The following is a 24,975-nucleotide window of genomic DNA, read 5'->3' on the forward strand; positions in this document are numbered from 1 at the left end:
AGTTTTAATCAGTCGTTAAGGTTACTAATCGCTAGAAATACTCGTTCTAACTTTTAATTATGACTTTTTCTTAATGCTGACGTAGGCTCAAGAGACAAAATAAAAACTACGCCTTAACCCTAAGGACAATATTATGACCATTAAGTATTTTATAAGGTTAACTAGCCTACTATTACTCTTATCACCCTTGGCCAATGCAGAGTTTGAACGCAAAATTGCCATTGATGAAAGTAATACCAGCACTCATAGTACAAAAGTGAATGGCAAGAAATTTGATTACACCGCCACGACCGGTACTCAACCGGTTTGGGACGAAGAGGGTAAGCCTACTGCCAGCCTTTTTTATACCTATTATCAACGCGCAAATGTAAAAGACAAAGCCGCTCGGCCGTTACTTATCTCATTCAATGGTGGCCCAGGTTCTGCCTCTGTTTGGATGCATGTCGCTTATACCGGCCCTAAAGTACTTAATGTCAACAACGAAGGTTTTCCATTACAGCCATACGGCGTAAAAACCAATGACTTCTCCATTTTAAACAGCGCTGATATTGTCTTTGTTAACCCAGTCAATACCGGCTATTCACGAGTTTTACCGAATAAAGAAGGTAAAATGCCGTCAAAAGAAGAGCAAAAGAAAATGTTCTTTGGCGTAAATGCTGACATTAAATACTTGGCAGAGTGGATTAACACCTTTGTTACCCGCCATAACCGTTGGCAGTCACCCAAATACCTTATTGGCGAAAGTTATGGCACTACCCGTGTTGCAGGCTTAGCGTTAGAACTACAATCGCGCCAGTGGATGTACCTTAATGGCGTTATTTTAGTGTCACCCACGGATATTGGTATCAAACGTGACGGCCCGGTAAAAGCAGCCAATCGTTTACCTTATTTTGCTGCAACCGCTTGGTACCACAAAGCACTTGCTGACGATTTGCAAAATAAAGATCTATTAGACATTTTACCTGAAATTGAAAAATTCACCCTTGAGCAGTACTTGCCCGCGCTCGCCAAAGGTGGCTTTATTGCTCAAGATGAAAAGCAGCGCATCGCCGAACAAGTCGCTCTATATTCTGGTTTATCGGTACAAGAAGTCTTGCGTAATAACTTAGATATTGAAGCGTCTTATTTTTGGAAGGAAATACTGCGTAATCGCGAGCAAACCGTGGGTCGTTTAGATTCTCGCTATTTAGGTATCGATGAAAAAGTTACCGGTAGCAGCCCTGATTACAACGCTGAATTAACCTCTTGGTTGCACAGCTTTACGCCAGCAATAAATTATTATTTACGTGAAGAGCTCAATTATAAAACCGACCTTAAATATAATATGTTCGGTAATGTGCATCCTTGGGATAGAAGCAACAATAAAACCGGTGAAAACTTACGTTTAGCGATGGCGCAAAATCCGTACTTAAATGTGATGATACAGTCAGGTTACTATGATGGTGCCACCAACTATTTTGATGCTAAATATACCTTATCCCAAATTGACCCAAGTGGTAAAATGCAAGACAGATTATCATTTAAGGGTTATAAAAGTGGTCATATGATGTATTTACGTTATCAAGATTTAGAAGCGTCTAACCAAGATCTTCGTGAGTTTATGCAAGCCACCTTACCGAATAAAACTACACCAGCAAAATATCCCAGCAAACGCTAATGTAGCCAGTATTTTACTGCGTTAATCAAGGTTGTCAGTGCCTAGGCACTGGCAACCTTATTTCTAGCTATGCCTATCAACCCAACCTATCCTATCTCTAAACTTTTTACCTGCAAAAAACTACCAACACCAAGTACTGTTACTTTGAAAGCAAAGCTCAGCACCTTGAATTTCTTAAGTGCCCTACTCATTGCTTACTCTCTGTAAAAACATCTCACAGGGAGAGAAACAGGAGGAAAAGCACAGCAAAACCAAGCTAAAAACTTGTCATTAAACTTCCCTTAATCCCTTCTCATTCCCTTCTCATTCTTTCCTCCCTGTAAAAAAAATAACATAATTCACAGGGAGACAAGCAGGAGGTAAAGCACAGCAAAATAGATCTTAAAACTTCCTGTAACTTACTGACAGCTGACAGCTAAAAACTTATCTTTAAACTTCCTTTAATCCCTTCTCATTCTTTCCTCCCTGTAAAAAATAATTCACAGAAAGTAAAAAGGCCACCCATTGGCAGCCTTGAGTAGCATTACGTTCGTTTAAATTTCGTAATTAATCACTTGGTAACCTAAGGCCTCAAGCTGAGGTTTTAAGGTCTTAGCGTCGCCCACTACCACCATTAGCATTTCGCTTAAAACTAAATGCTTTTTCGCTAACGCGTTAATGTCTGCTTTAGTGATATTAGCCACAATGTCATTGCGCTCTTTGACAAAATCAGCCGTGAGATCATGCTCTAAAATTTGTGCTAAAAATCCGAGTTTACGACCTGGTGTTTCATATTTTAACGCATCTTTTTGGTTGATGGCGTTGCGCATGAAAGCTAACTCTTCATCGCTAATTCCTTGCTGCGCATAGTGGGTAATTTCTTTCACAAACTCAACAATTGACTTGTCTGTTACATCAGCCCGTACCTCTGCGCTCGCGGTAAAGGTGCCAGAGAATTTATCACCATAAAAATACGAACGCGCACCGTAGGTGTAGCCCTTATCTTCACGTAAATTTAGATTAATACGGCTATTAAATGCCCCGCCTAAGGCAAAGTTCATTAAGTAAGCTCGATAGTATTCACCGGTAATATCTTCAGTAAGTGAACGTTTACCCATACGAATAGCAGCCTGCGTGGCATTGTCTTTATTTACTAAATAAATAACGCCGCGCTTAGCATTTGAGTCGGGTAAGGTTAATAACAGCTCTTTGCCTTCGCCCGTCTGTGCTTTGAAGATACTCAACGACTGCAAAATATCGCGTTGGTTTAAATCTGACACCAATATTATTTCACTGCCATTTGGCTGAACTTGCGCTTGATAAAGTACTTTAATATCGGCTAGTTCAATATTAGCTAATGAGGCTTCTGAACCGGTACTAGAAGTTGCCGCAATATTATCGCCATGCAGTAACTGGCGATAAGCATTTGACGCTAAATATCCGGCATCTTTTTTACCATTAATAGCACCTTGAATGGCGTTACTTTTATTACGCTCAAATTCACTTGGCAAAAAAGCCGGCATGGTTAATTTTTCATAAACTAAGGCAAGCGTGGCGTCTATATGCTTAGTTAAGGTGTTTATATTGACTGATAAATAGTTATTACCCGCTGAGATACTAACCGAAGCACCCAATTTTTGCAGGGCTTTGCTCATGTCTTCAGCGCTACGTTTGGTGGTAGACTCATTTAACATGGCGGCTAAAAGTGCTGCTGTGCCAGCCTTTTCTTTACTTTCATAATAATGACCCGCAGGGATTTTGATCAACATGGAGGTAGTTGGTGTCTCGCTGCTTTGTGTTGCCAGTATTTTCATACCATTAGCAAAAGTTTCGCGCCACATTTTGGGTACTTCAACGGCTTTATTTGCCCCAGCAACCGGCATAAGGCTACGGTCAAAATTGTCTTGTGCTTTACGCACTTGTAAGTCGGTATCTGAAGTCATCGCACGTTCAGGGATAACCCGTGCTGATGGTGTGAAGTTATCTGGCGCAGCAACTAATAATTTTTGCCCTTTTGGTACTATGCTCATGATCACGCCATGTTTATTTTTGATATATTTTTCATAAACACGCATTACATCAGCTTTGGTGACCTTGGCATAACGGGCAATGTCTTGCTCAATATAATTTGGATTGCCTTTAAAGGTTTCATTCGCTGCCAACTGGCTGACCTTACCGGCTACACTTTGCAAACCAAAGACAAAGCTAGCTTCCATTTCGGCTTTTGCTTTGATTAAATCGTCATCTTCAACACCACGACTTTCAAATTCAAGCAAGCTAGCACGAATCACTTTTTCCATATCTGCCAAGGTGTTACCTGACGCTGGATGTGGAAGTGCTAACATATTAAAAGTACAGGCGAGCTCCGCACAAGGATGACTTGCCGAGGCTTGCACAGCCAACTGATTTTTAACTAAGTTTTTATAAAGTAATGAGGTTTTGCCCCCACCTAAAATACTCGAGAGTAAATCTAGTGCGGCTTCGTCTTTATGCCTAACACTCACCGTTGGATACGACATATACACTAAAGGTAAATGCACATTGTCTTCCATAGAAATATAGCGATCAGCCTCGAGTGTAAAGCTAGATTTTTCAGGCATTTTTACCGCTGGGCCACGAGGAATAGTGCCAAAATATTTGCTCACCATTGCCAAAGTGTCAGCAACATTAAGATCACCGCCTATGGTTAATGTGGCATTATTAGGGCCATACCAACGCAAGAAAAAGGCTTTTAAGTCATTCACATTAACGCGATTTAAATCGTCAATATAACCTATGGTTTGCCATGAATAAGGATGACCTACAGGATACATAGCTTCTGCAACACGTTCTCGCAACAGTCCATAAGGACGATTTTCATAACTTTGGCCACGTTCGTTTTTTACGGTTTCACGTTGTATTTCAAATTTCTCTTGTGTCACGGCATCCACTAAAAATCCCATGCGGTCAGCTTCAAGCCACAACATTTTTTCTAGTTGATTCGCTGGTACGGTTTGAAAGTAATTCGTGCGATCGCTGTTGGTGGTGCCATTCATGGTGCCGCCAGATTCAGTGACTATTTTAAAGTGCTCGTCGTCAGCAACATTTTCTGAGCCTTGAAACATCATATGTTCGAAAAAATGCGCAAAACCTGACTTACCAATTTCTTCGCGGCCAGAACCCACGTGATAGGTCATATCAACATGAACCAAAGGGTCTGAACTGTCTTGATGCAAAATCAAAGTTAACCCGTTATCTAAAACATATTTTTGATATGGGATCACCGTTTTTTTCGCTGCTGTACGCACTTGCTCAACAAAAGTGATGCCATCAACAATGCGATCAGGTGTTTGGGTTTGCAACTTATCAGTATTTTCACAGGCGACTAAACAAGTCAGTAACAGCGGTAACGTCCATTTCTTCAAAATATTTTCCTCGATTCAATCATGATATAAATTTAGTAGAGCGGCTATGATTTTATCGCCATTGTGCATAAGTACAATAGCTAAGTGATATTATTCCACTGTTGACCTTTAGCTTAATGTAAAGTTCACCTGTGCCTATGCCTGAGCTTGCTCGTCTAAGGTAATTTAGTCGCCATAGACCGAAGGCAGATAAACATCACAAGTACAGTTGCTTCATTCAACACATGCCTTAGAGCTTGAATGAGTGAATATTGAATAAGAGAAAAATGGTGTAAAAAAAGGCCTCTGAATAGAGGCCTGAATAACAACACACCATGAAGGGATCACTCGGCGTTATTTAATAAGAACGTGCAGCAAGGATATTAATTTCAACCAATCAATAGTAATACCCCTTTGATATCACTAATGCGCTTGTTCCCAGTTATCACCAATGCCGGCTTCGGCAATTAATGGCACACTCATGGTGATGGCATTATTCATAATTTCAACCAAGGTTGCTGTAGTTTTCTCAACGATATCTTGGTGAATTTCAAAAATTAATTCATCGTGTACTTGCATGGTCATTTTGATTCTAGGATCGTTTTGCGCTTGTATCCAAGCATCAACCGCCAACATGGCTTTTTTGATAATATCAGCCGCAGTACCTTGCATAGGTGCGTTAATCGCTGCACGTTCAGCGGCTTTTTTGCGCATGGCATTTTTTGCTTTAATGTCCGGTAAATACAGTCGACGACCAAATAAGGTTTCTACATAACCTGTTTCAGTGGCTTGTTGACGAGTATCTTCCATATACTGAGAAACATTAGGATAACGCTCAAAGTATTTATCAATATAGGCTTGTGCAGTATGGCGAGGCACATTAAGTTGTTTTGCTAAGCCAAATGCCGACATACCATAAATCAAACCAAAGTTAACCGCTTTCGCGCTGCGGCGTTGATCTATAGTGACTTCATCAAGCGGTACGGCAAATATCTCAGCTGCCGTTGCTTTATGCACGTCTTTGCCTTCAGAAAACGCTTTAACTAAGCCCGGGTCGTCTGATAAATGCGCCATAATGCGTAATTCAATTTGAGAATAATCTATCGCAACAATTTTATGCTCAGGCGGAGCAATAAAAGCCAAACGTATTTTACGTCCTTCTTCACTACGAATAGGAATGTTTTGCAGATTTGGATCGGTCGAAGATAAACGCCCTGTTGCGGTAACCGCTTGTTGATAAGAGGTATGAACACGGTTAGTGGTTGCCCCAACTAGTAAGGGTAACTTGTCGGTATAAGTTGACTTTAACTTACTTAAACCACGGTTTTCTAAAATCACTTTCGGTAATGGATAGTCTAAGGCTAATTCTTGTAACACTTCTTCTGCCGTTGAAGGCGCACCTTTAGGGGTCTTCTTAATAACCGGTATTTTTAGCTCTTCAAACAAAATTACCTGCAATTGCTTAGGCGAGCTTAAGTTAAAGCTTTTACCTGCGAGGTTATGCGCTTCAATCTCTAATTCAGCTAAACGTGTACCAATGGACTGGCTTTGTTGAGCCAACATATCGCAGTCAATTAATACCCCATGTTGCTCCATGCGAGCAAGTACAGGCAGTAATGGCATTTCAATATCGGTAAAAACAGATAACTGCGAGCTCACTTTGGCTAATTGTGGGTAAATGGCTTGATGCAAACGCATGGTAATATCAGCATCTTCAGCAGCATAATGACCAGCCTTTTCAATTTCAATTTGATTAAAGGTCAGCTGCTTTGCGCCCTTACCAGCGATATCTTCAAAATGTACGGTTTTATAGCCTAAATATTTTTCTGCTAGCGCGTCCATGTTATGGCGCGTTGCCACACTGTTCAAACAATAAGACTCAAGCATGGTGTCAAAAGCAATACCTTTCATGGCAATATTATAATGCGAGAGCACATTGGCATCGTATTTTAAATTTTGCCCCACTTTACAGCAGGTTTCACTCTCTAATAATGGCTTAAGTTGCTCAAGCACCCAGTCGAGTGCTAGCTGCTCTGGCGCATCAATATAATCATGCGTTAGTGGCACATAAGCCGCTTTACCGGCTTCAATACAAAATGATAAACCGACCAGTTTAGCTTTCATATAGTTAACGCTGGTGGTTTCAGTATCAAAAGCAAACAGCTCAGCAGCGCTTAATTTTTCAAGCCAAACATTAAAGCTGGCTTTATCAAGAATAATGTCATATTCAGTGTCAACGTCAGCAGGCAAGTCGGCAACCGCTTCGCTACTTGGTTTAACTGCAGTATCCGCTTTGCTATCGCCAGCGTCTAAATCAGTTAATAGACGTTTTAATTCAAATTTTTGGTAAAGCGTTCTTAATGTTTCAGTATCTGGTGCTTTAGGTTGCAGTTCAGCAACGCTTTGCTCAAGGTCAACGTCTAGCTTAATAGTGGCAAGTTCATAAGAAAGCGGCAGGTGTGCTAAAGCGCTACGTAAGTTTTCACCGACTTTGCCTTTAACGTCGTCGGCATGTGCCATAACTTCTTTTAAGCTAGGGTGTGCGGTTAACCATTTTACCGCTGTTTTAGGTCCACACTTTTCTACGCCAGGAATGTTATCCACTTTATCACCCATCAAAGCAAGGTAGTCGATGATTTGATCAGGGCGCACACCAAATTTTTCAATAACGCCTGCTTCATCCATTTCTACATTGGTCATGGTGTTAATTAAACGCACATGCGGGTTAACTAACTGAGCCATATCTTTATCACCGGTTGAGATCACGGTTTCAATGCCTAAAGCGGTGGCTTGATGCGATAAAGTGCCAATAACATCATCAGCCTCTACGCCATCAATAACTAACAGCGGTAAACCCATGGCAACAATAATTTCATGTATTGGCGCAATTTGCGTGCGTAAATCATCCGGCATGGGCGGGCGATTAGCTTTATATTCAGCATACATATCATTACGAAAGGTTTTCCCTTTGGCATCAAATATCGCCACGATGTTGCCATTGGGATAGTCTTTTTTTAGACTTCTGAACATGTTCAAAACGCCAGTAATAGCACCGGTAGGTTGGCCGTCTAAAGTGGATAAAGCTTGCAAATATGGCACGTGATAAGCACGAAATAAATAAGATGAACCATCGACTAAAATAAGCGGTGATTGGTCAGAAGTTGGCATGATAATTTTATAACTGGGAGAAAGATTGGCTAAGCATGCCATAATCGGCAAATTGTCTCTAGCTATTCATTATATTTAGGCGCATCAATTAGCAATAATTGTGGATAAGTATGTTGAAAACCACAATGAAAAACCTTAAAGCTCTGGCGAACTTTACGGCAACTATTATTTAACTACTTGTATTAGATGAAAAAAGGTAAGTCTGAAATCCTTTTCAAATATTTATTATTATTTTTTTATTATGTGGATAAATAAATCTCTCAGCTTAAATTTAGCTGTTTAATTAACGAACAACATAAATAAGCGAGCTAAGAGGTTACCAGAAAACAACCTCATTACCAGACAATTGTTAAACTATTTTTACCGTTTTATGACACCTTTAAATAACAAAAAAACATAAGCTATATTTGACAAGGGCTAGCTTAATTATATAAATTTAATTGTTGTAAAAATTTAAATAATCTTGGTCTTCACTATGACAAAACATGACAAAATATGACAAAATCGTACATCTATTTTTCCATTCACTGTCACCCCGTTATTACAAAAATATCATCACGCTCAAAGCGACACTAAAGCAATATAAAAAACCTACTTGAGCAACATTAGCTAATAATGAATTAAGTGCCGATCCTTGCAAGGTAAAGCCTTTTTTGATCACATAATAACTTGGCGCCACAAGTAAAATAGTAGTGAGCCAAAGTATAAACGATACCTGTATGGCAAATATTGCATGAATAATTAACGCAGCTGTAATGAGCATAGCGAGTAACATTCTGGCCTTGTGTTCACCTAAAATAACCGCCAAGGTATATTTTTTTACCGCTTGATCCGTAGCAATGTCTCTAATATTGTTCACCAGCATAATGGCGCTGCTATACAATCCTGCACTGGTGGCTAAGCCAAAGGCGAGTAATGAAAGGCTGCCCGTTTGCAAATAATAACTGCCAAGCACTGCCACCCAGCCAAAGAAAATTAACACGGTAACTTCACCCAAAGCATTTGACGCCAATGGAAAGGGTCCAGCACTGTAAGCAAACACGCCTAACAATGACAACACGCCAAGCGCCAATATCCACCAACCCCCTTCAACCACAAGATAAAGCCCTGAAAGCATGGCAACAGTGCATATTAGTGCTAAGCCAAGCTTTATCGCTGATAATGAGATTAAGCCCGCTTGCACCACTCTTACCGGCCCCACTCTTTGTTCGTTATCTACCCCAGATAAACTATCAAAAAGGTCATTCGCTAAATTAACCGCAATTTGCAGTGACATAGCACAGACTAAGGCCGAGAAAAATATAGCCATGTTAATGTCAACCTCACGGGTCGCCAATGCTGTGCCTAATAAAATAGGACCCATGGAGGCGAGTAAAGTGCGAGGCCGAATGGCTAGCCACCAATATTTGATCTGAGATTTGAGCTGAGACTTGAGTGGAGACTTTATTAACATTAGCTTGGCTGTTGAAGTATTAGGGTTATTGACCTTATCTTATATGTAGACAATGACTAGCCAATATTTAGACATAAAAGAAGCTAGATCAACTTAAACTTTGAAAAATAAAAAAACGCTGTACCCTATGATGAATACAGCGTTTACATTAACGCAAAAACACGCTTAATGTCCTAATTAGCTACAGCCTAATGAATTACATAGTGACAAATTCTTCTGCTGAGGTTGGGTGAATAGCCACAGTATTATCAAAGTCAGCCTTAGTTGCGCCCATTTTCATGGCAACCGCAAAGCCTTGTAATAATTCATCGCTACCAAAACCTATGCTATGAATACCCACTATTTTTTCTTCTTTACCTACACAGACTAATTTCATGCGAGTAGGGTCACGATAATCTTCAGTAATCGCTTGATATAAAGCGGTAAATTGAGAGCTGTAAACCTTAACTTGCGCTTCGCCATGCTCTTCTATCGCTTCTTTTTCTGATAAACCCACCGTACCAATAACCGGATGACTAAACACCACTGTAGCTATATTGGAATAGTCTAAATACGAATCTGGCTTATTATTAAACAAACGCTCACATAAGCGGCGTCCAGCAGCGACGGCAACCGGCGTTAACTGGGCTCGGCCAGTATTATCACCAACGGCATAAATACCATCAACATCCGTATTTTGATATTTATCTGTGGGAATAAAACCCCGTTCATCAAGCTCAATACCTGCTGAGGCAATATTAATATTATCGGTTGCTGGCTCACGACCAATCGCCCAAATTAAGCTGTCTACTGGGCCGACACTATGGCCATTTTCTAAATGAATGGTTAATTTGCCATCCTGATGTTTCTCAACCCGCGTTGGCACACTCATGGTGTGTAGTGTTGGACCATGCTTGGCCATTTGCTCTACTAACGTATCGCTTAGCATGTCATCAAAATTACGTAATGGCTTTTCTTTACGCACTAATAAATGAGCTTCGCTGCCTAGCGCATGCAACACACCGGCAAGCTCAACAGCAATATAACCCGCCCCCACCACGGCAACTTTTTCAGGTTGTTCGGTTAAAGCAAAAAAGCCATCTGAGTCAATACCATGCTCAGCCCCTTCAATATCTGGACGACTTGGGCGTCCACCTGTTGCAATGGTAATATGGTCAGCGGTATATAAAACCCCGTCAACGTCTAAGGTGTTTTTATCAACAAACTTAGCAAAGCCTTTGATCACGGTAACGTCATTACTGGCAAAACCACGCGCATAAGCCGCATGAATGCGTTCAATATAAGCTTCTCTGTTTTTTACTAACTTTGACCAGTCAAAGCTTTGTAATGGCGCTTTAAAACCGTAGTCATTCGCGTAGTGTAATGCATCGGCAATTTGTCCGGCATACCACATCGCCTTTTTTGGTACACAACCGACATTCACACAGGTGCCACCAATATGCTTAGCTTCAATAACGGCGGCTTTTTTGCCTAAACGTGCAGCTCGGTTTGCAGAAGCGATACCGCCACTGCCGGCGCCAATCGAAATGTAGTCAAAATGTTGTGTCATATTATTATTCCTATGTGATTATATTGCGCTTAAAGCATCAAGTGATTATATTGCACTTAAAGCATCAAAATTCAAGCATCGCAGCCAATGCCGGTCATTATTGCCTCTTTATGACAGCAAATGACATAATATTTAACGATTAAATTTCAAATTTTTCTCTCAATTGCCTCTCTAGTGTTAAATAGTGAAAGCTACACCTTGATTATCGACTGATCTGCCATTACATCTACAGCATCATCTAGCAAACATGCGAATTTTATGACCAATCCATTATTACAAAAGACATCACTGCCGCAATTTTCTAAAATCAAGCCAGAACATGTTAAACCTGCGGTTGAACAAGCCATCAAAGAGTGTAAAACAGTGATTGCGGATGTATTAGCAAACAATACCCAATTCACTTGGGACAATTTAGTTGCCCCTATTGATGAAGTAAATGATGTGTTAGGTAAATTATGGTCACCCATTTCGCATATGAATTCAGTGGTCAATAGCGATAAGCTGCGCGATGCTTATGAGTCATGTTTACCACTTTTATCTGCATACGGTACTTTTGTTGGCCAGCACGCCGGATTATTTGCGGCCTACCAGCAATTAAATGACAGTGCAGCGTTTACAGCACTTAACACAGCGCAACAAAAAGTCATCAGTAACACCTTAAAAGACTTCAAACTCTCAGGCATTGCACTGAACGAGCAAGATAAAAAGCGCTACGGTGAAATATCGACCCGCTTATCAGAACTTAGCTCAACTTTTGGTAATAATATTCTCGACGCCACGCAAGCCTTTAGCGTTAATATTACTGATGAAGCAGACTTAGCCGGTTTACCTGAAAGCGCAAAAGAAGCGGCACAAGCTTTAGCACAAGCACAAGAAAAAACCGGTTGGTTATTTACCTTAGACATTCCAAGCTACTTACCCGTGATGATCTATTGCGACAATCAAGCGCTACGCGAAAAAATGTATCGCGCCTATGTTACCCGCGCCTCTGAAATAGGGCCAAACGGCGGCGAATATGACAACAGCCCTATTATGGCGGAATTACTTTCTTTGCGTCATGAAATTTCCAACTTACTAGGATTTAACAGCTTTGCCGATAAATCATTGGCAACAAAAATGGCCAATAACAGCCATGAAGTATTAGGCTTTTTAGAAGACCTAGCGGTTAAGTCAAAAGCGCAAGGTGAACAAGACTTAGTCGAAGTGACCGCCTTTGCGAAACAAAATTTTGCCCAAAGTGATTTACAAGCATGGGATTTACCCTATTACAGTGAAAAACTAAAACAAGAGCGTTACGCCATTTCTGACGAAGAACTACGACCTTATTTCCCTGAAAGCAAAGTGGTTGCCGGCTTATTTGAAGTGGTGCATCGCTTGTTTGGTTTAAATATCAGCGAACGTAAAGGGGTAGATACTTGGCATAAAGATGTCAAATTTTTCGATGTCTTTGACAGTAAACAGCAACGTCGAGGCAGCTTCTATTTAGACTTATACGCCCGTTCGAAAAAACGTGGCGGCGCTTGGATGGACGATTGTGTCGGCCGTCGTGAATTAGCTAATGGCGACATTCAATACCCAGTTGCTTACCTGACCTGTAATTTTAATGGCCCAGTTGGGAATAAACCGGCATTATTTACCCATGACGAAGTCGTGACCTTATTCCATGAATTTGGCCATGGTATTCATCACATGCTAACGCAAATTAACGCCGCGGGTGTTTCGGGTATCGACGGTGTGCCGTGGGACGCGGTTGAACTACCTAGCCAGTTTTTAGAAAACTGGTGCTGGCAGCCAGAAGCACTTGCCTTTATTTCAGGTCACTACCAAACTGATGAAGCTTTACCGCAAGACATGCTCGACAAAATGTTAGCGGCCAAGAACTTTCAATCCGCAATGCAAATGATCCGCCAACTTGAATTCAGCTTGTTTGATTTTAAAATGCATGCAGAATATTGCCCAGAAAAAGGTGATCAAATTCAGCAAGTGCTAGATAAAGTACGCCAAGACTACGCGGTTATTAAAGCGCCTGAGTTCAACCGTTTTCAACACAGCTTTGGCCATATTTTTGGTGGCGGTTATGCCGCTGGCTATTATAGCTACAAATGGGCCGAGGTATTATCAAGTGACGCTTTTTCTCGCTTTGAAGACGAAGGTATTTTCAACCAAAGCGTGGGTCATGACTTTTTAACCAATATACTGGAAATGGGCGGTTCAAAAGAGCCAAGCGAACTCTTTCAAGCCTTCCGTGGTCGACAGCCCAATATAGATGCCTTACTACGTCATAGTGGCATCACAGGTTAATCACAATGGCATTAGAAAAATTTGACGATATTTATCAACGCGCCGCTGCTCGCAAAGGCGGTGCGGCTAGACTTAATATATTATTAGGCCCAGGTAACCGAGATCATTTATTACCCACAATAACTGACGACAGATTTTTATCTGAGTTCAGTAAAAAGGTTTTTCAATCGGGTTTTGTTTGGCGCGTAGTGGAAAATAAATGGCCCAATTTCGAAGAAAGCTTTTTCAATTTTACTATTGAAAAAGTCTTAATGATGCCGGAAGAAATGATGGAGCGAAAAGCCAGCGATCCTAAAATAATCCGTAACTTTAATAAAGTTAAAACCATTAAAGCTAATGCGCTGATGATCTTTGACCAGCAGCAACAAGGCCATAGCTTTGCTGAATTTATTGCCCAGTGGCCCAGTGCTGACATTATTGGCTTATGGGCTTATTTGAAAAAACAGGGTCAACGCCTAGGCGGAAATACTGGGCCTTATGCGCTGCGCGCGTTAGGTAAAGACACCTTTATTCTGAGCCGAGATGTTGAAGCTTACTTTCGCGCTCACGACATTATTACTGGTGGTATTCAAACAAAATCTAGCTTAAACGCCATTCAAACAAGCTTTAATGACTGGCAAACACAGTGTGACTTGTCACTCGGCCAACTCAGTCGTTTAATTGCTTACGCGACGGGTGATAATCATGTTCATTTAGAAGAGGTTATCGATGCTGAATAACATTGCTGTTGCCTATGTAGATTCTGTCGATGTCGACAAGGCAAAAAAAATCGCCAAAAAATGGCAACTTGATTATATCGGTGATATTGCCGCAATAAAAAATCATCCTCACTTACTGTTTGCCTTACAAGTTAATATGCAACGCTTAGAACTGAGTAAACTTGATGAGCCAAAAATTGGCGCTATTTGCGTTGATTTTGTTGATGGCGCAACCGCCCATCGGCGAAAATTTGGTGGTGGCCGAGGTCAAGATATTGCTAAAGCGGTGGGCTTAAAACATGGTTTTACCCCCAAGGTACTAGATGCCACCGCCGGCTTAGGCCGTGATGCCTTTGTCTTAGCGACCTTAGGTTGTTACGTAACCATGATGGAACGTATGCCGATTGTAGCCGCCTTACTCGAAGACGGTTTAGAGCGTGCAAAACTCAGCACTGAAATTAATGATATTACCGAGCGCATGAGTTTAATTAGCTCGTCATTGATTGCAGATATTCCGTTAGCCCAACAACCGGATGTAATTTACCTTGATCCTATGTATCCGCACCGTGAGAAGTCAGCTGCAGTTAAAAAAGAAATGCGCGTATTTCAATCGCTAGTGGGTGAAGACCTGGATGCAGACAACTTACTAGCACCCGCCATTGCCTTAGCCAAATATCGTGTGGTGGTTAAACGCCCAAGCTATGCACCACCGCTAGCCGGTAAAGCACCGTCAACCAGTATTAATATGAAAAAAAATCGCTTTGATGTTTATGTAAATCAAGCGATCCCGAAAAATAATTAACGAACTATAATTAACGAACTATAATTAACGAAATATGGGCATGCTCTGTACTTTGCATGCCTTATTTTTAATCCTGTCATGTTTTGCCCTTGCTCCCTAGAACGACCAAACTTCACACTGCCATCACTGCAATTAACGCTCTGAATTGAGTTATCCAACAGGGCTATCGAGCTTTGAGATACTTTCGTCTGGCGCCGCGTTGGTCGTCACGTATTGTACGGTTGTGCAGGTAACCACATCGCCAAGCACATTGACTGAGGTTCGGCACATGTCTAATATCCGATCAACCCCAAGAATCAGTGCAATACCGGCAGCGGGTATACCCACACCTTCGAGTACCATGCTTAAAATGATAATCCCTGCTCCTGGCGTTGCGGGTGAGCCAATCGATGCCGCCACCGACATAGTGACAATAAATATATAACTGGTTAAGGTTAAATCGACATGAAAAACCTGCGCAAGAAATACTGTCGCTACGCCTTGATAAAGTGCCGTTCCTGTCATATTAATGGTTGCCCCCAATGGCACTAAGAATCGGGAGATTTCAGGTTTTACTTTTAACTTATCTTCAACAACTTGCAAGGTTAATGGCATTACCGCAGCCGAGCTACTGGTGGAAAACGCCAGTAAAAGTAACTCTCGCACGTTCACAAAAAACTCGCCAAAACGCTGTGCCAAGGTTATTTTGGCGACAATAAAATAAGCAATCGCAATAATCAATAGGCCTAATAATACCGTGGCCATGTAAATAGCCATGCCGGTTAGCACATTCAAACCAAGGTTGGCGACTAAGCGGGTAATTAAGCCAAAAACAGCTAAAGGTGCTAAGAGCATGGCCCATGACACAATACGTAAACTTACCTCTTGTAAAGCACCTAAAAGGTCAAATAATGGTTTAGACTGCTGCGCAGGAATAGACAGTAAAGCCGCGCCTAAAACGGCGGCAAACAATATAACTTGCAACATTTCACCAGACGCCATAGATGCCAGTGGATTTTTAGGTATCAGGGCTGAAACTTTACTAGGGAACTCTGCGGCGGCAGGAAATCCTTTAGCCACGTTATTAACCATAGGTGCCACGTTAGCATCAATTAATGAGGTGGCATCAACAAAATTCCCTGGTTGTATATTAAGCGCTAGCACAATCCCCACTGCGGCGGCAAATGCCGTTGATACCATGATAAATAATAAAGCGATCATGCCATTTTTTTTCATCGCTGCCGGATTATTATTAGCCGCCAGCCCTCTCACAATTGAAGCAACCACCAAGGGCACAACAATCATTTGAATAATCGCTAAAAACACTTGTCCGGGTAAGGCAAGCCAAGCCGTTATAATTTTAACGGTTCCAGCTGAAAGCAAGCCTAAATCAGGCCCCATTAACACGCCAAAAATAACCCCTAGTGCTAAGGCAATGATAACTTTCAGCCATAATTTACCTTCAACCAACTTATCAAATTGGTCAGCTAAGTTTTTTAATGGATTAAAAAATAATTTTGATTGTGTCATTTTTATTCCTGATTATTAATGCTGGTTTTACCCTTACACTACCAGCTCACCCTTGATTAATGGCGTAACCAAAGATTGAGAATTTTCCTGATATAAGCATAATAACTATTAGTGTAATTACCATGACAACGAGCGCTAAAATCAGGAAAGATTAAGATCATTTTGATTAATATCAAGCTTTCACAAGTCCTCACTGTTAGGAAACGAGTGATAACGCTTAAGCAGCAATATTTCAGAGCGCTTAAAACACAGCCATTAAATGATATAATAATTATTCATGCATTTACGTGCGCAGTACCTCGCATTATTCTAAACTAAAAGCAGGTTTATTTAGCTAGTGCGCGCATGGTAAAGTCTTTACGTATACTTAAGAAAAAGAAATGGATATAAGCTTGCTCATATTATCGATAAGCCTAGATTTCTTTGTAGAAACTATACTCGAGCCGCACAATTAAAATTATCTATGTAAATCCGTAAAACGGCTTTTATCTCAATAACCACAACAATGGAAATATTATGATCACATTAAATGCAACTATGCCTGATGGGCAACTTCAAGAATTAAAAGATGGTGAGATGATCACCCACAAAACGTCAGAACTTTTCGCTAACAAAAAAGTGGTGATGTTTGCTGTACCTGGCGCCTTTACCCCAACCTGTTCGGTAACGCATTTACCTGGCTATGTGGTTGCTGCTGACGAGTTAAAAGCAAAAGGCGTTGACGCTATTATTTGCGTCGCGGTTAATGACGCTTTCGTAATGTCAGCTTGGGGTAAAGCACAAAATGCTGAAAACCTGATGATGTTGGCTGATGGCGATGGTAGCTATACCAAAGCACTGGGTCTTGAAATGGACACAGCAGCGTTTGGTGGCTTACGCTCGCAACGCTATTCTATGGTGATCGACAATGGTGTTGTAACAAACTTAAACGTTGAAAAGCCTCAAGAATTTGAAATCAGTAATGCTGAAACTATTCTTAAACAGCTGTAAAAGCAATTTAATCTGCTATTAAAGCAAAAAGGGAGCAATGGCTCCCTTTTTATTGCCCACTGTTTTTTTACCGGTTACAGCAAGACAAATAACCCTCGAAGTAAATAACCTCAAGGCTAGGTAAGCAAGCCAGCGAATATTAGAGAGCAACAAGCGCTTTTTTATCGTATCGCGCTAGTGCCTTATCTCACCTATAACGCTGTTTTTTTAAAACATAAATTAGATTTTTTCGTTGATATCAAAGTAAAATCAACAAAAAAAAAGCCTACCTATTAATTGAGGTAAGCCTTTTGTATTTGCCCAGCTATTGTAAAGTTTTTTGTCAAGCTAGGAGCTTATACTCAATCAACTTAGTCGTTAGTTACTCGTCGTCAGTTTGCTTTATCATTTCGATGCGATAACCGGTTGGCGCATTAATATCAGTTTCAGCGATTAAAAATAGCTCATCTGACTCTGCATCCAGTATCAGTTGAAAACTCGATAAAATAATCTCACTACTATCTACCTCTGCTATTGCAAACACCTGATACGTATTGTTTTGTAGGTAAATTGATTCAGGCTGAGTATACACAGCGCTGCGGTTATACAGGGCGGTTTCTATGGTTTCATTACTACGAACAAAATAGAATTTTACCAGATTAAAATCGTCACTATCGACTAAATCAATCATGGTGATTTTATGATCGTAGATACTTTCACGCGTACTATTAGGGACCACAAGCGAATTAATGGTCACTTCAATTTCATCAACAATACCATCACCATCCTCATCTACGTCACCATCGCCGTCATGATCAACATTTTCTTCATTTAAATAAAAGAAAACGGTTTTATTGCTGTTTTCAGCCAAGCTTAGTAAGTGGTTACTTAAAAGGCGTTCTGAGCTACCTGGAATCAATAAATCTAGGCTGTAATCCCCCTTGTTCTGCACTATTGTCGAACTGAAGTTACCCTGCGCAAGTGCTGTTATTTCAGCTTCATCGTCAACACCATTAATATAAATATCCAAGCTACCGGTATAATTTGGGATTAGTTCATGTGCTTTAATCGCGTTATAGGCTCTAAACTGTGCTTCAGAATCTGTGTCTAAATGCTCGGTTATTGATGAGTTGGACATTCTATCCAAGGCATAAGGGGAAACACCTGAACCGGTATTTTCGCGCACAATCATCACATACTGTGCCGCATAGGCATAATCTATCTCGTCTGAAGTAAACAAAACCTCTTGAGTACCCGACTTAGTGATATAGAAAATATATTCGTCTTGGTCAAATTTTTGATTATCTGATAACTGCTTATAGTTATATTGACCCACTAATATGGCTTCATTAAAGCTTTCATCCGACCCTGACATGTAAAAATCAACACCGACTGACTCTGGGTGTAAATTTAACACTCGTAAGTTAAATAAGTCCTCCTCATCATCCTCGTCATCGTCAAGTACCTCGATACTGTAGCTTTCAACTTGTGGCGACGTAATATCATCAGTTAGCACTAATAGTTGAATAGTATCTGTGGTTACTGCAATTTGTCCTTGCGCAACTATCTCTAAATCGTCTCGGTCGCTGCTGTCTTCATCTTGCCAAGCCATTTCATAAAAATAGTTGTTGGTCTCTATTTCAAATTTACTTAAGGCTTCAGTGTAGGCAACGCCATTAAAGCTTACTTCATAATTATCGGCGTCGTCGTCATCGTCTGATTCGAGGTCTTGATCAAGGGTTAAAATAATATCAGGAGCATTTTTCGAACTATTGTAAAATTTAACATAACCGACATTATCACTATCATCACTGCCGCCACAGCCAGCAAGTACTAATAATGCTGATGAAAATAACACTAGCTTTGCAGACGAAATAGTTGAAAATAGGTTGGATTTTAAGCGCATATATTGTTCCAATAAAGTTAATGGCTATCACTGCGCAGAGGTCGCTGCCAGAGAGTTTATGCTTACAGCTGAAACAGCTAAAAAGCACTTTGTAGAGCTGTATTTTAGGATTAAGTTCGAGAATTCACAGTATCTTTGCACTTCTTTACTTATCTATACCTTTCTTTACAAAACTCACTTACCGCGTTAGCTTTGGATTAAAAAACTTTGCGCTTTATCTTATCGCCCTGCTTCGTCATCTCACGTATAATGCTGGCATTTAAAGCATAAATTAGGGTATTTCGTTGATATTTTCTGATGTAGTTATTATTGGTGCCGGCGCCGCAGGTTTAATGGCAGCAGCAACTGCGGGCTATCGAGGCCGCAGTGTTACTGTGGTTGATATGGGTAAAAAACCGGGCAGAAAAATTTTAATTTCTGGTGGTGGTCGCTGTAATTTCACTAATGAAAATGCCAGTCCAGAAAATTACTTATGCCAAAACCCTCATTTTGCAAAATCTGCCCTTAGCCGTTATAGCGCGCAAGACTTTATTGAGCTTGTTGACCGCCATGGCCTTAATTATCATCATAAAACCATAGGGCAGTTATTTTGTGACAACAGTGCTCAAGACATCGTTGATATTTTGATGACCGAATGTGAATGGGCCGGTGTCAATATTGCCATGCGCAGCGAAGTGATCTCAGTCAACCAAAATGCGACCGGTTATGAAGTCATTACCGCCGATGAAAGCTACCAATGTGAGTCATTAATTATTGCCTCGGGTGGCTTAACCATGCCGAAATTAGGTGCCAGCCCAATTGGCTATAAAGTTGCCGAACAATTTGGCCTGAAGGTATTACCGACAATCGCCGCATTAGTGCCCTTTACCTTGCACGATCACGACAAACAAAAGTTTGATGGGTTATCAGGTATCAGCATAGCGACTGAAGTTTCCAGTGAAGATGGCACAAAATTCAAAGAAAATATTTTATTCACCCACCGTGGTTTATCTGGCCCCGCTATCTTACAAATTTCGTCATTCTGGCGTGCAGGACAAGCGGTAACCATTAACTTACTGCCAGCATCACCTGTCGATGAGTTAATCAATGAATGGCGTGAAACCAGTGGGCAAAAATCATTAAAAAATATGCTCTCAACTGTGCTACCCAAGCGCTTTATTGAAGCTTTAGTGAAACAAAAAGATATTCCTGATAAAGCCATCAACCAAATCAGTAATGACGAAGTTACTTACCTAGGCCAATATCTACATCACTGGAAAATAAAGCCCAATGGCACGGAAGGCTACCGCACGGCTGAAGTGACTTTAGGTGGCGTAGACACTGACGAAATATCATCAAAAACCTTCGAAGCGAAGAAAGCCAAAGGCTTATATTTTATTGGTGAAGCAATAGATGTAACCGGTTGGTTAGGCGGCTATAATTTCCAGTTTGCCTGGAGCAGCGGCGTAGCTTGTGGGCAAGCGGTTTAATAGTTGCTTATGTTTATGATTTGCTAATAGGGTTTTCGCGTATTTAGCTTAATATCACTAGTTCAATAGACATTAAGTTTTCTATTGAACTAATTACTTCAGATCGCCTTAGGTAATCTAAAACAATCGCTTTTCAAAGTCGTACTCGAGCAAAACAGCTTTAAGCCCGCGTGATTTTTAGTGACCGTAGGTAAGATTAACTTGTTTTTCCAGCAAAACGACCCTGGCAGAAAAATCATCTCATTAGTAATCAGCTTGAGATAACTTATAATGCTCTTTAATACTTAATCTTTGCTTGGCAATACTGTCAAAGGCTGTTTGATAAGTTTCTATGACGTTATCTGGTGTATTGATATTAAATGCCAAGTAATTTGCCTTTTTGTTAACCACCCACACCTGTTCATATTCATTAACATCAAACTTAAGTTGTGTCGCTAAATGGGCAAAACCATGAGTAGCCACAACGATCATGTCAACACGGTCTGCTTGCATCATTAGAAAGGCTTGTTTTAATTGAGACGTTGTTGCCATATTCGGCGAGGGAAAACCCACTTGCTGCAGTGATATTTCTGAAATATCACCTTGCACTGTTGCAACGGTATTGTCAAAAACTTGCCCTAAACTGGAAAAGTTAAAGTTTTTTGATTTTTTTGCTATCAAAACATAAGTAGAGGAGAAAAAAGGCCCTACCCATTTAAATAAACCTTCACGCGCTTGAGTTTTAGACACAGTCAATAAAGCGGTATTATTTTTATCCAAGGTAAATCTATAGCCACGTACCCAAGGTACTAAAAATATTTTTTGTTCTGGTAGCTTTAGATGTTTCCATATCGCCTTTAATGTATCGACTGAAATCCCTTTAAGCTTATCATTTTCTATATAATTAGCCGGTGGGTAATTTTCGGTGTAAAAAGTAATATTTTCAATAGATGATGGATATTGAAATGCCTTTAGCTGAGGCAGCAATAAAAAAAACAACCCCATTGATTTTAAAATAAATTTTTTCATTAAAAGATGAATATCAAGCTCTTGGTGAATCATGATAACAAAATTTCGCATATTAATTAAGCTGATCGATACCTATATTACCTTTACTAAAGCACTGCTATATTCTTATATATTAAATTCATCGTCCTATGATTAACTAGCCAGGTTACTGAATTTTTATTGCACAAATACTATATTTTTTTAGCACTTTTTTTCTTATCTGTTGGGAAGAGTTATTTTTAATCGCGTACTTCAAAGGTAAAACTTTTGTTGTCATCAAGCATACTATCGCTGAGCTATGGTCTCTAATTTAGTCTTTGCTGGCATGCTCCTGCTTGATAAAGAGCGACCATTTTTTGCTACGAGTGAGTAGCCTGCAGAAAAATTTAGCCGGTTAGTTTAATGATTTTCCTAGCCATCAATAGGGCATCTCGTATACCTTAGTAGCATTCAAATTTTGACGGAAAATAATCTTGCAGCCAATGATTCAAATCACCGATGTTAATAAGGTTTATGCTAGTGGTTTTCAAGCACTTAATAATATTAACTTATCAATAAAACCTGCTGAAATTTTTGCCTTGTTAGGCCCTAATGGTGCCGGTAAAACCACACTCATTAGTGCTATTTGCGGCATTGTTGATGCAACCTCTGGACAAATCACTGTTGACGGTAAAGATATTGTTAGCGATTACCGACACACCCGTAAACTTATTGGTTTAGTGCCACAAGAGTTGACCACAGATGCCTTTGAAACAGTGTGGACTACTGTGTCATTTAGTCGTGGTTTATTTGGCAAAAAACCCGATCCCGCTTTTATCGAAAAAACACTTAAATCATTGTCACTTTGGAATAAAAAAGATAGCCGTCTCATCGAGTTGTCTGGCGGTATGAAACGCCGAGTGATGATTGCTAAAGCACTGTCTCATGAACCGGCTATTTTATTTTTAGATGAACCCACGGCAGGCGTTGATGTAGAACTGCGCAAAGACATGTGGCAATTGGTACGACAATTACGTGACGATGGCGTCACTATTATTTTAACCACACATTATATTGAAGAAGCGGAAGAGATAGCAGACCGTATTGGCGTGATTAAAAATGGTCAACTTATTTTGGTTGAAGATAAAATAACGTTAATGAATCAATTAGGTACCAAGCAGTTGATCCTAGATTTAAAAGAACCCTTAACTGAAATACCCGCCAATATCGCTGATTTTAATTTACAGCTTAAAAATGATGGACTGCAGTTAATTTATAGTTATGACACCACCGAAGAGCACACGGGAATTTCTGTTTTACTGCAGCATTTGTCAGTTGCCGGTATTGCCTTTAAAGATATCAAAACCGACCAAAGCTCACTAGAAGACATATTTGTCTCATTAGTAAGGGAAACAACATGAATCGTTACGCTGTTGCGGCTATTTATAAATTTGAAATGGCTCGTACTAAACGCACTATTTTTCAAAGTATTATTTCTCCAGTAATTTCTACCTCACTTTATTTCGTGGTTTTTGGCTCGGCGATTGGCTCTCGTATCACTGAAATAGGTGGCGTTAGCTACGGTGCTTTTATTGTACCGGGATTAATAATGCTATCGCTATTAACCCAAAGTATTTCTAACGCGTCATTCGGTATTTATTTTCCAAAATTTACCGGCACTATTTATGAATTACTTTCTGCACCAGTATCTTCTTTTGAAGTGTTACTCGGATATGTTGGTGCGGCAGCGACTAAGTCAACGTTATTAGCCTTGATTATTTTAGCCACCGCGCATTTTTTCGTTCCACTTGAAATAGCCCATCCCTTTTGGATGTTATTCTTTTTAGTGATGACCGCCATTACCTTTAGTTTGTTTGGTTTTATTATTGGTATCTGGGCCGACAATTTTGAGAAGCTACAAGTGATCCCTCTGATTATTATTACCCCACTAGTTTTCTTAGGAGGCACCTTTTATTCTGTCAGTATGTTGCCGCCCTTTTGGCAAACAGTAACGCAGTTTAACCCGGTATTTTATTTAATCAGTGGCTTTCGATGGAGTTTTTATGAAGTGGCTGATGTAAGTTTAATCACAAGTCTTTGTGTGATGGGCGGCTTTTTAGCCTTGTGTTTATTAGCGGTTACTTGGATATTTAAAAGTGGTTATCAGATAAGAAAATAATAAGGTTAAGCTAAAACATTACACAGCATTTTTTACTGTTTAAACATGCTGTGTTTTTCTGAAAATTTATATTTTTTATGCCTGTTAATTTCGGTATTTAAAGCTAATGATTCAACCGCTTGATGGTCAAGTTATTAATGATAGTGACTCATAATTAGGCAAAATACTGCCTGAGCCTGCCAACCAAATTACTCAAGATAAACTATGGTGAATAAGTGTCTCTATGGCACTTATTTGGCTATCACTCGACTCTCATTCAACACTCATTCAATCTCGTCCCACAACATGGTTTTTGAAACAACCAACGCACCCTACTTTCCACAAGTGATAAGTACCAATGTTTACTCTGATAAAACCGGCTCAGTCGGCTTAGCCAGCAAGGTAAAAGTATAGACATAGCCATAAATAGCGGTAATTACTATACTAGGGGCAACAGTTAACCATAAGTTGGGGGTTTGATTAACGAAGTTAACCCCGATAGCAATACTCGATTGGATCGCTATCGGCAACAGTGGTACCAACAAGGTGCCGGGTATCGCGTTGTTACTTAGGTATTTGGCCGAGCTGTTTAAGGCGTTTCTGAAGCTTCTAAAAATAGCGATATTTTGTTTGGTTTTAGCATGTACCGTGCAAATAATAGGCACAATAAAGATTAAAGATAGATAACTTTGGCCAAATTTTGATACCAGCTTTTCCAGTATAAAAGTAAATAAAAGCGTAATAGTGGCACTTAATGTACCTTGTACTAACGCCGATCTTAAGACCAATGCTTGATCATCACTGGCAATACTATTAGCCCAATATGACCAGGCGAAATAGAAAAAAATGAGATAAGGGCAGAAAGAATCAGTCTTACTCTAGATGACATATAAAGTTGCCTTACCTATGTTTTCGTTGTGTTTAGTTACATGAGTTGTGCATTAATGGGTGAAACGTATTGACGCGATAAAGCCGCACTCGCAATAGATATTTAAGCTCAGCACGCTG

16 protein-coding genes are annotated in these 24,975 nt (G+C 40.2%); 8 read left to right on the forward strand and 8 right to left on the reverse strand.

Features of this window, described 5'->3' with window-relative positions; genetic code table 11:
* The first annotated feature begins 133 nt into the window (after positions 1-133).
* Positions 134-1,657 carry a S10 family peptidase gene (locus tag H4J41_RS09365; protein ID WP_182135857.1) on the forward strand — a complete coding sequence of 508 codons (1,524 nt, stop codon included), beginning with the start codon at positions 134-136 and terminating at the stop codon, positions 1,655-1,657.
* A 533-nt stretch (positions 1,658-2,190) separates the two neighbouring features.
* Here the strand turns inward: H4J41_RS09365 and H4J41_RS09370 are convergent.
* From H4J41_RS09370 to gorA, 4 genes are all read right to left on the reverse strand, one after another.
* Positions 2,191-5,040, reverse strand: a complete 2,850-nt coding sequence (locus H4J41_RS09370) for a pitrilysin family protein (protein ID WP_220460981.1) — start codon at positions 5,038-5,040, stop codon at positions 2,191-2,193.
* Positions 5,041-5,442: 402 nt separating this feature from the next.
* On the reverse strand, positions 5,443-8,187 hold the full coding sequence (gene polA / locus H4J41_RS09375; RefSeq protein ID WP_182135858.1) for a DNA polymerase I: 2,745 nt from the start codon (positions 8,185-8,187) through the stop codon (positions 5,443-5,445).
* Between the two features lie 541 nt (positions 8,188-8,728).
* Positions 8,729-9,640 (reverse strand): 1,4-dihydroxy-2-naphthoate octaprenyltransferase, encoded by a 912-nt coding sequence (menA, locus tag H4J41_RS09380; RefSeq protein ID WP_182135859.1) that lies wholly within the window; start codon positions 9,638-9,640, stop codon positions 8,729-8,731.
* 196 nt (positions 9,641-9,836) lie between these two features.
* Complete coding sequence (gene gorA / locus H4J41_RS09385) at positions 9,837-11,189, reverse strand: glutathione-disulfide reductase (protein WP_182135860.1); 1,353 nt, start codon at positions 11,187-11,189, stop codon at positions 9,837-9,839.
* A gap of 258 nt (positions 11,190-11,447) precedes the next feature.
* Here gorA and prlC point away from each other — a divergent pair, with 258 nt between their 5' ends.
* From prlC to H4J41_RS09400, 3 genes are read left to right on the forward strand one after another with little or no spacing between them, the layout of a single operon-like run.
* Complete coding sequence (gene prlC / locus H4J41_RS09390) at positions 11,448-13,490, forward strand: oligopeptidase A (RefSeq protein ID WP_182135861.1); 2,043 nt, start codon at positions 11,448-11,450, stop codon at positions 13,488-13,490.
* A 5-nt stretch (positions 13,491-13,495) separates the two neighbouring features.
* Positions 13,496-14,209 carry a DNA-3-methyladenine glycosylase I gene (locus H4J41_RS09395; RefSeq protein WP_182135862.1) on the forward strand — a complete coding sequence of 238 codons (714 nt, stop codon included), beginning with the start codon at positions 13,496-13,498 and terminating at the stop codon, positions 14,207-14,209.
* Positions 14,199-14,990 carry a class I SAM-dependent methyltransferase gene (locus tag H4J41_RS09400; protein ID WP_182135863.1) on the forward strand — a complete coding sequence of 264 codons (792 nt, stop codon included), beginning with the start codon at positions 14,199-14,201 and terminating at the stop codon, positions 14,988-14,990. Before H4J41_RS09395 ends, H4J41_RS09400 begins: the two co-directional genes overlap by 11 nt.
* Positions 14,991-15,140: 150 nt before the next feature.
* On the opposite strand, the gene H4J41_RS09405 is transcribed toward H4J41_RS09400, so the two are convergent.
* Positions 15,141-16,499: a dicarboxylate/amino acid:cation symporter gene (locus H4J41_RS09405; RefSeq protein WP_182135864.1), complete on the reverse strand. Its 1,359-nt coding sequence runs from the start codon at positions 16,497-16,499 to the stop codon at positions 15,141-15,143.
* 516 nt (positions 16,500-17,015) lie between these two features.
* Between H4J41_RS09405 and H4J41_RS09410 the strand changes: the two genes are divergently transcribed.
* Positions 17,016-17,489 (forward strand): peroxiredoxin, encoded by a 474-nt coding sequence (locus tag H4J41_RS09410; RefSeq protein WP_182135865.1) that lies wholly within the window; start codon positions 17,016-17,018, stop codon positions 17,487-17,489.
* 361 nt (positions 17,490-17,850) lie between these two features.
* Here H4J41_RS09410 and H4J41_RS09415 read toward each other — a convergent pair whose 3' ends face one another.
* Complete coding sequence (locus tag H4J41_RS09415) at positions 17,851-19,374, reverse strand: hypothetical protein (RefSeq protein WP_182135866.1); 1,524 nt, start codon at positions 19,372-19,374, stop codon at positions 17,851-17,853.
* 284 nt (positions 19,375-19,658) lie between these two features.
* Here H4J41_RS09415 and H4J41_RS09420 point away from each other — a divergent pair, with 284 nt between their 5' ends.
* Positions 19,659-20,843 (forward strand): NAD(P)/FAD-dependent oxidoreductase, encoded by a 1,185-nt coding sequence (locus tag H4J41_RS09420; RefSeq protein WP_182135867.1) that lies wholly within the window; start codon positions 19,659-19,661, stop codon positions 20,841-20,843.
* Between the two features lie 243 nt (positions 20,844-21,086).
* Here the strand turns inward: H4J41_RS09420 and H4J41_RS09425 are convergent, their stop codons facing one another.
* On the reverse strand, positions 21,087-21,902 hold the full coding sequence (locus tag H4J41_RS09425; protein ID WP_182135868.1) for an ABC transporter substrate-binding protein: 816 nt from the start codon (positions 21,900-21,902) through the stop codon (positions 21,087-21,089).
* 410 nt (positions 21,903-22,312) lie between these two features.
* On the opposite strand from H4J41_RS09425, the gene H4J41_RS09430 reads away from it, so the two are divergent.
* Together H4J41_RS09430 and H4J41_RS09435 are read left to right on the forward strand one after the other, a co-directional pair.
* Positions 22,313-23,230 (forward strand): ABC transporter ATP-binding protein, encoded by a 918-nt coding sequence (locus tag H4J41_RS09430; protein ID WP_259364532.1) that lies wholly within the window; start codon positions 22,313-22,315, stop codon positions 23,228-23,230.
* A complete protein-coding gene (locus H4J41_RS09435) occupies positions 23,227-23,988 on the forward strand; it encodes an ABC transporter permease (protein WP_182135870.1) in 762 nt (253 codons plus the stop codon). The genes H4J41_RS09430 and H4J41_RS09435 overlap by 4 nt, the downstream gene beginning before the upstream one ends.
* A gap of 341 nt (positions 23,989-24,329) precedes the next feature.
* Here H4J41_RS09435 and H4J41_RS09440 read toward each other — a convergent pair whose 3' ends face one another.
* Positions 24,330-24,755 (reverse strand): hypothetical protein, encoded by a 426-nt coding sequence (locus H4J41_RS09440; RefSeq protein WP_220460982.1) that lies wholly within the window; start codon positions 24,753-24,755, stop codon positions 24,330-24,332.
* Between the last annotated feature and the right edge of the window lie 220 nt (positions 24,756-24,975).

The organism is Colwellia sp. MB3u-45, from assembly GCF_014077005.1.
Lineage (GTDB): Bacteria > Pseudomonadota > Gammaproteobacteria > Enterobacterales > Alteromonadaceae > Cognaticolwellia.

Bases quoted from the DNA above. Each gene is read 5' to 3' on its own strand.
- H4J41_RS09365 (WP_182135857.1), top strand. From the start codon at position 134: ATGACCATTAAGTATTTTATAAGGTTAACTAGCCTACTATTACTCTTA.
- polA (WP_182135858.1), bottom strand. From the start codon at position 8,187: ATGCCAACTTCTGACCAATCACCGCTTATTTTAGTCGATGGTTCATCT.
- menA (WP_182135859.1), bottom strand. From the start codon at position 9,640: ATGTTAATAAAGTCTCCACTCAAGTCTCAGCTCAAATCTCAGATCAAA.
- gorA (WP_182135860.1), bottom strand. From the start codon at position 11,189: ATGACACAACATTTTGACTACATTTCGATTGGCGCCGGCAGTGGCGGT.
- prlC (WP_182135861.1), top strand. From the start codon at position 11,448: ATGACCAATCCATTATTACAAAAGACATCACTGCCGCAATTTTCTAAA.
- H4J41_RS09395 (WP_182135862.1), top strand. From the start codon at position 13,496: ATGGCATTAGAAAAATTTGACGATATTTATCAACGCGCCGCTGCTCGC.
- H4J41_RS09400 (WP_182135863.1), top strand. From the start codon at position 14,199: ATGCTGAATAACATTGCTGTTGCCTATGTAGATTCTGTCGATGTCGAC.
- H4J41_RS09405 (WP_182135864.1), bottom strand. From the start codon at position 16,499: ATGACACAATCAAAATTATTTTTTAATCCATTAAAAAACTTAGCTGAC.
- H4J41_RS09410 (WP_182135865.1), top strand. From the start codon at position 17,016: ATGATCACATTAAATGCAACTATGCCTGATGGGCAACTTCAAGAATTA.
- H4J41_RS09415 (WP_182135866.1), bottom strand. From the start codon at position 19,374: ATGCGCTTAAAATCCAACCTATTTTCAACTATTTCGTCTGCAAAGCTA.
- H4J41_RS09425 (WP_182135868.1), bottom strand. From the start codon at position 21,902: ATGCGAAATTTTGTTATCATGATTCACCAAGAGCTTGATATTCATCTT.
- H4J41_RS09430 (WP_259364532.1), top strand. From the start codon at position 22,313: ATGATTCAAATCACCGATGTTAATAAGGTTTATGCTAGTGGTTTTCAA.
- H4J41_RS09435 (WP_182135870.1), top strand. From the start codon at position 23,227: ATGAATCGTTACGCTGTTGCGGCTATTTATAAATTTGAAATGGCTCGT.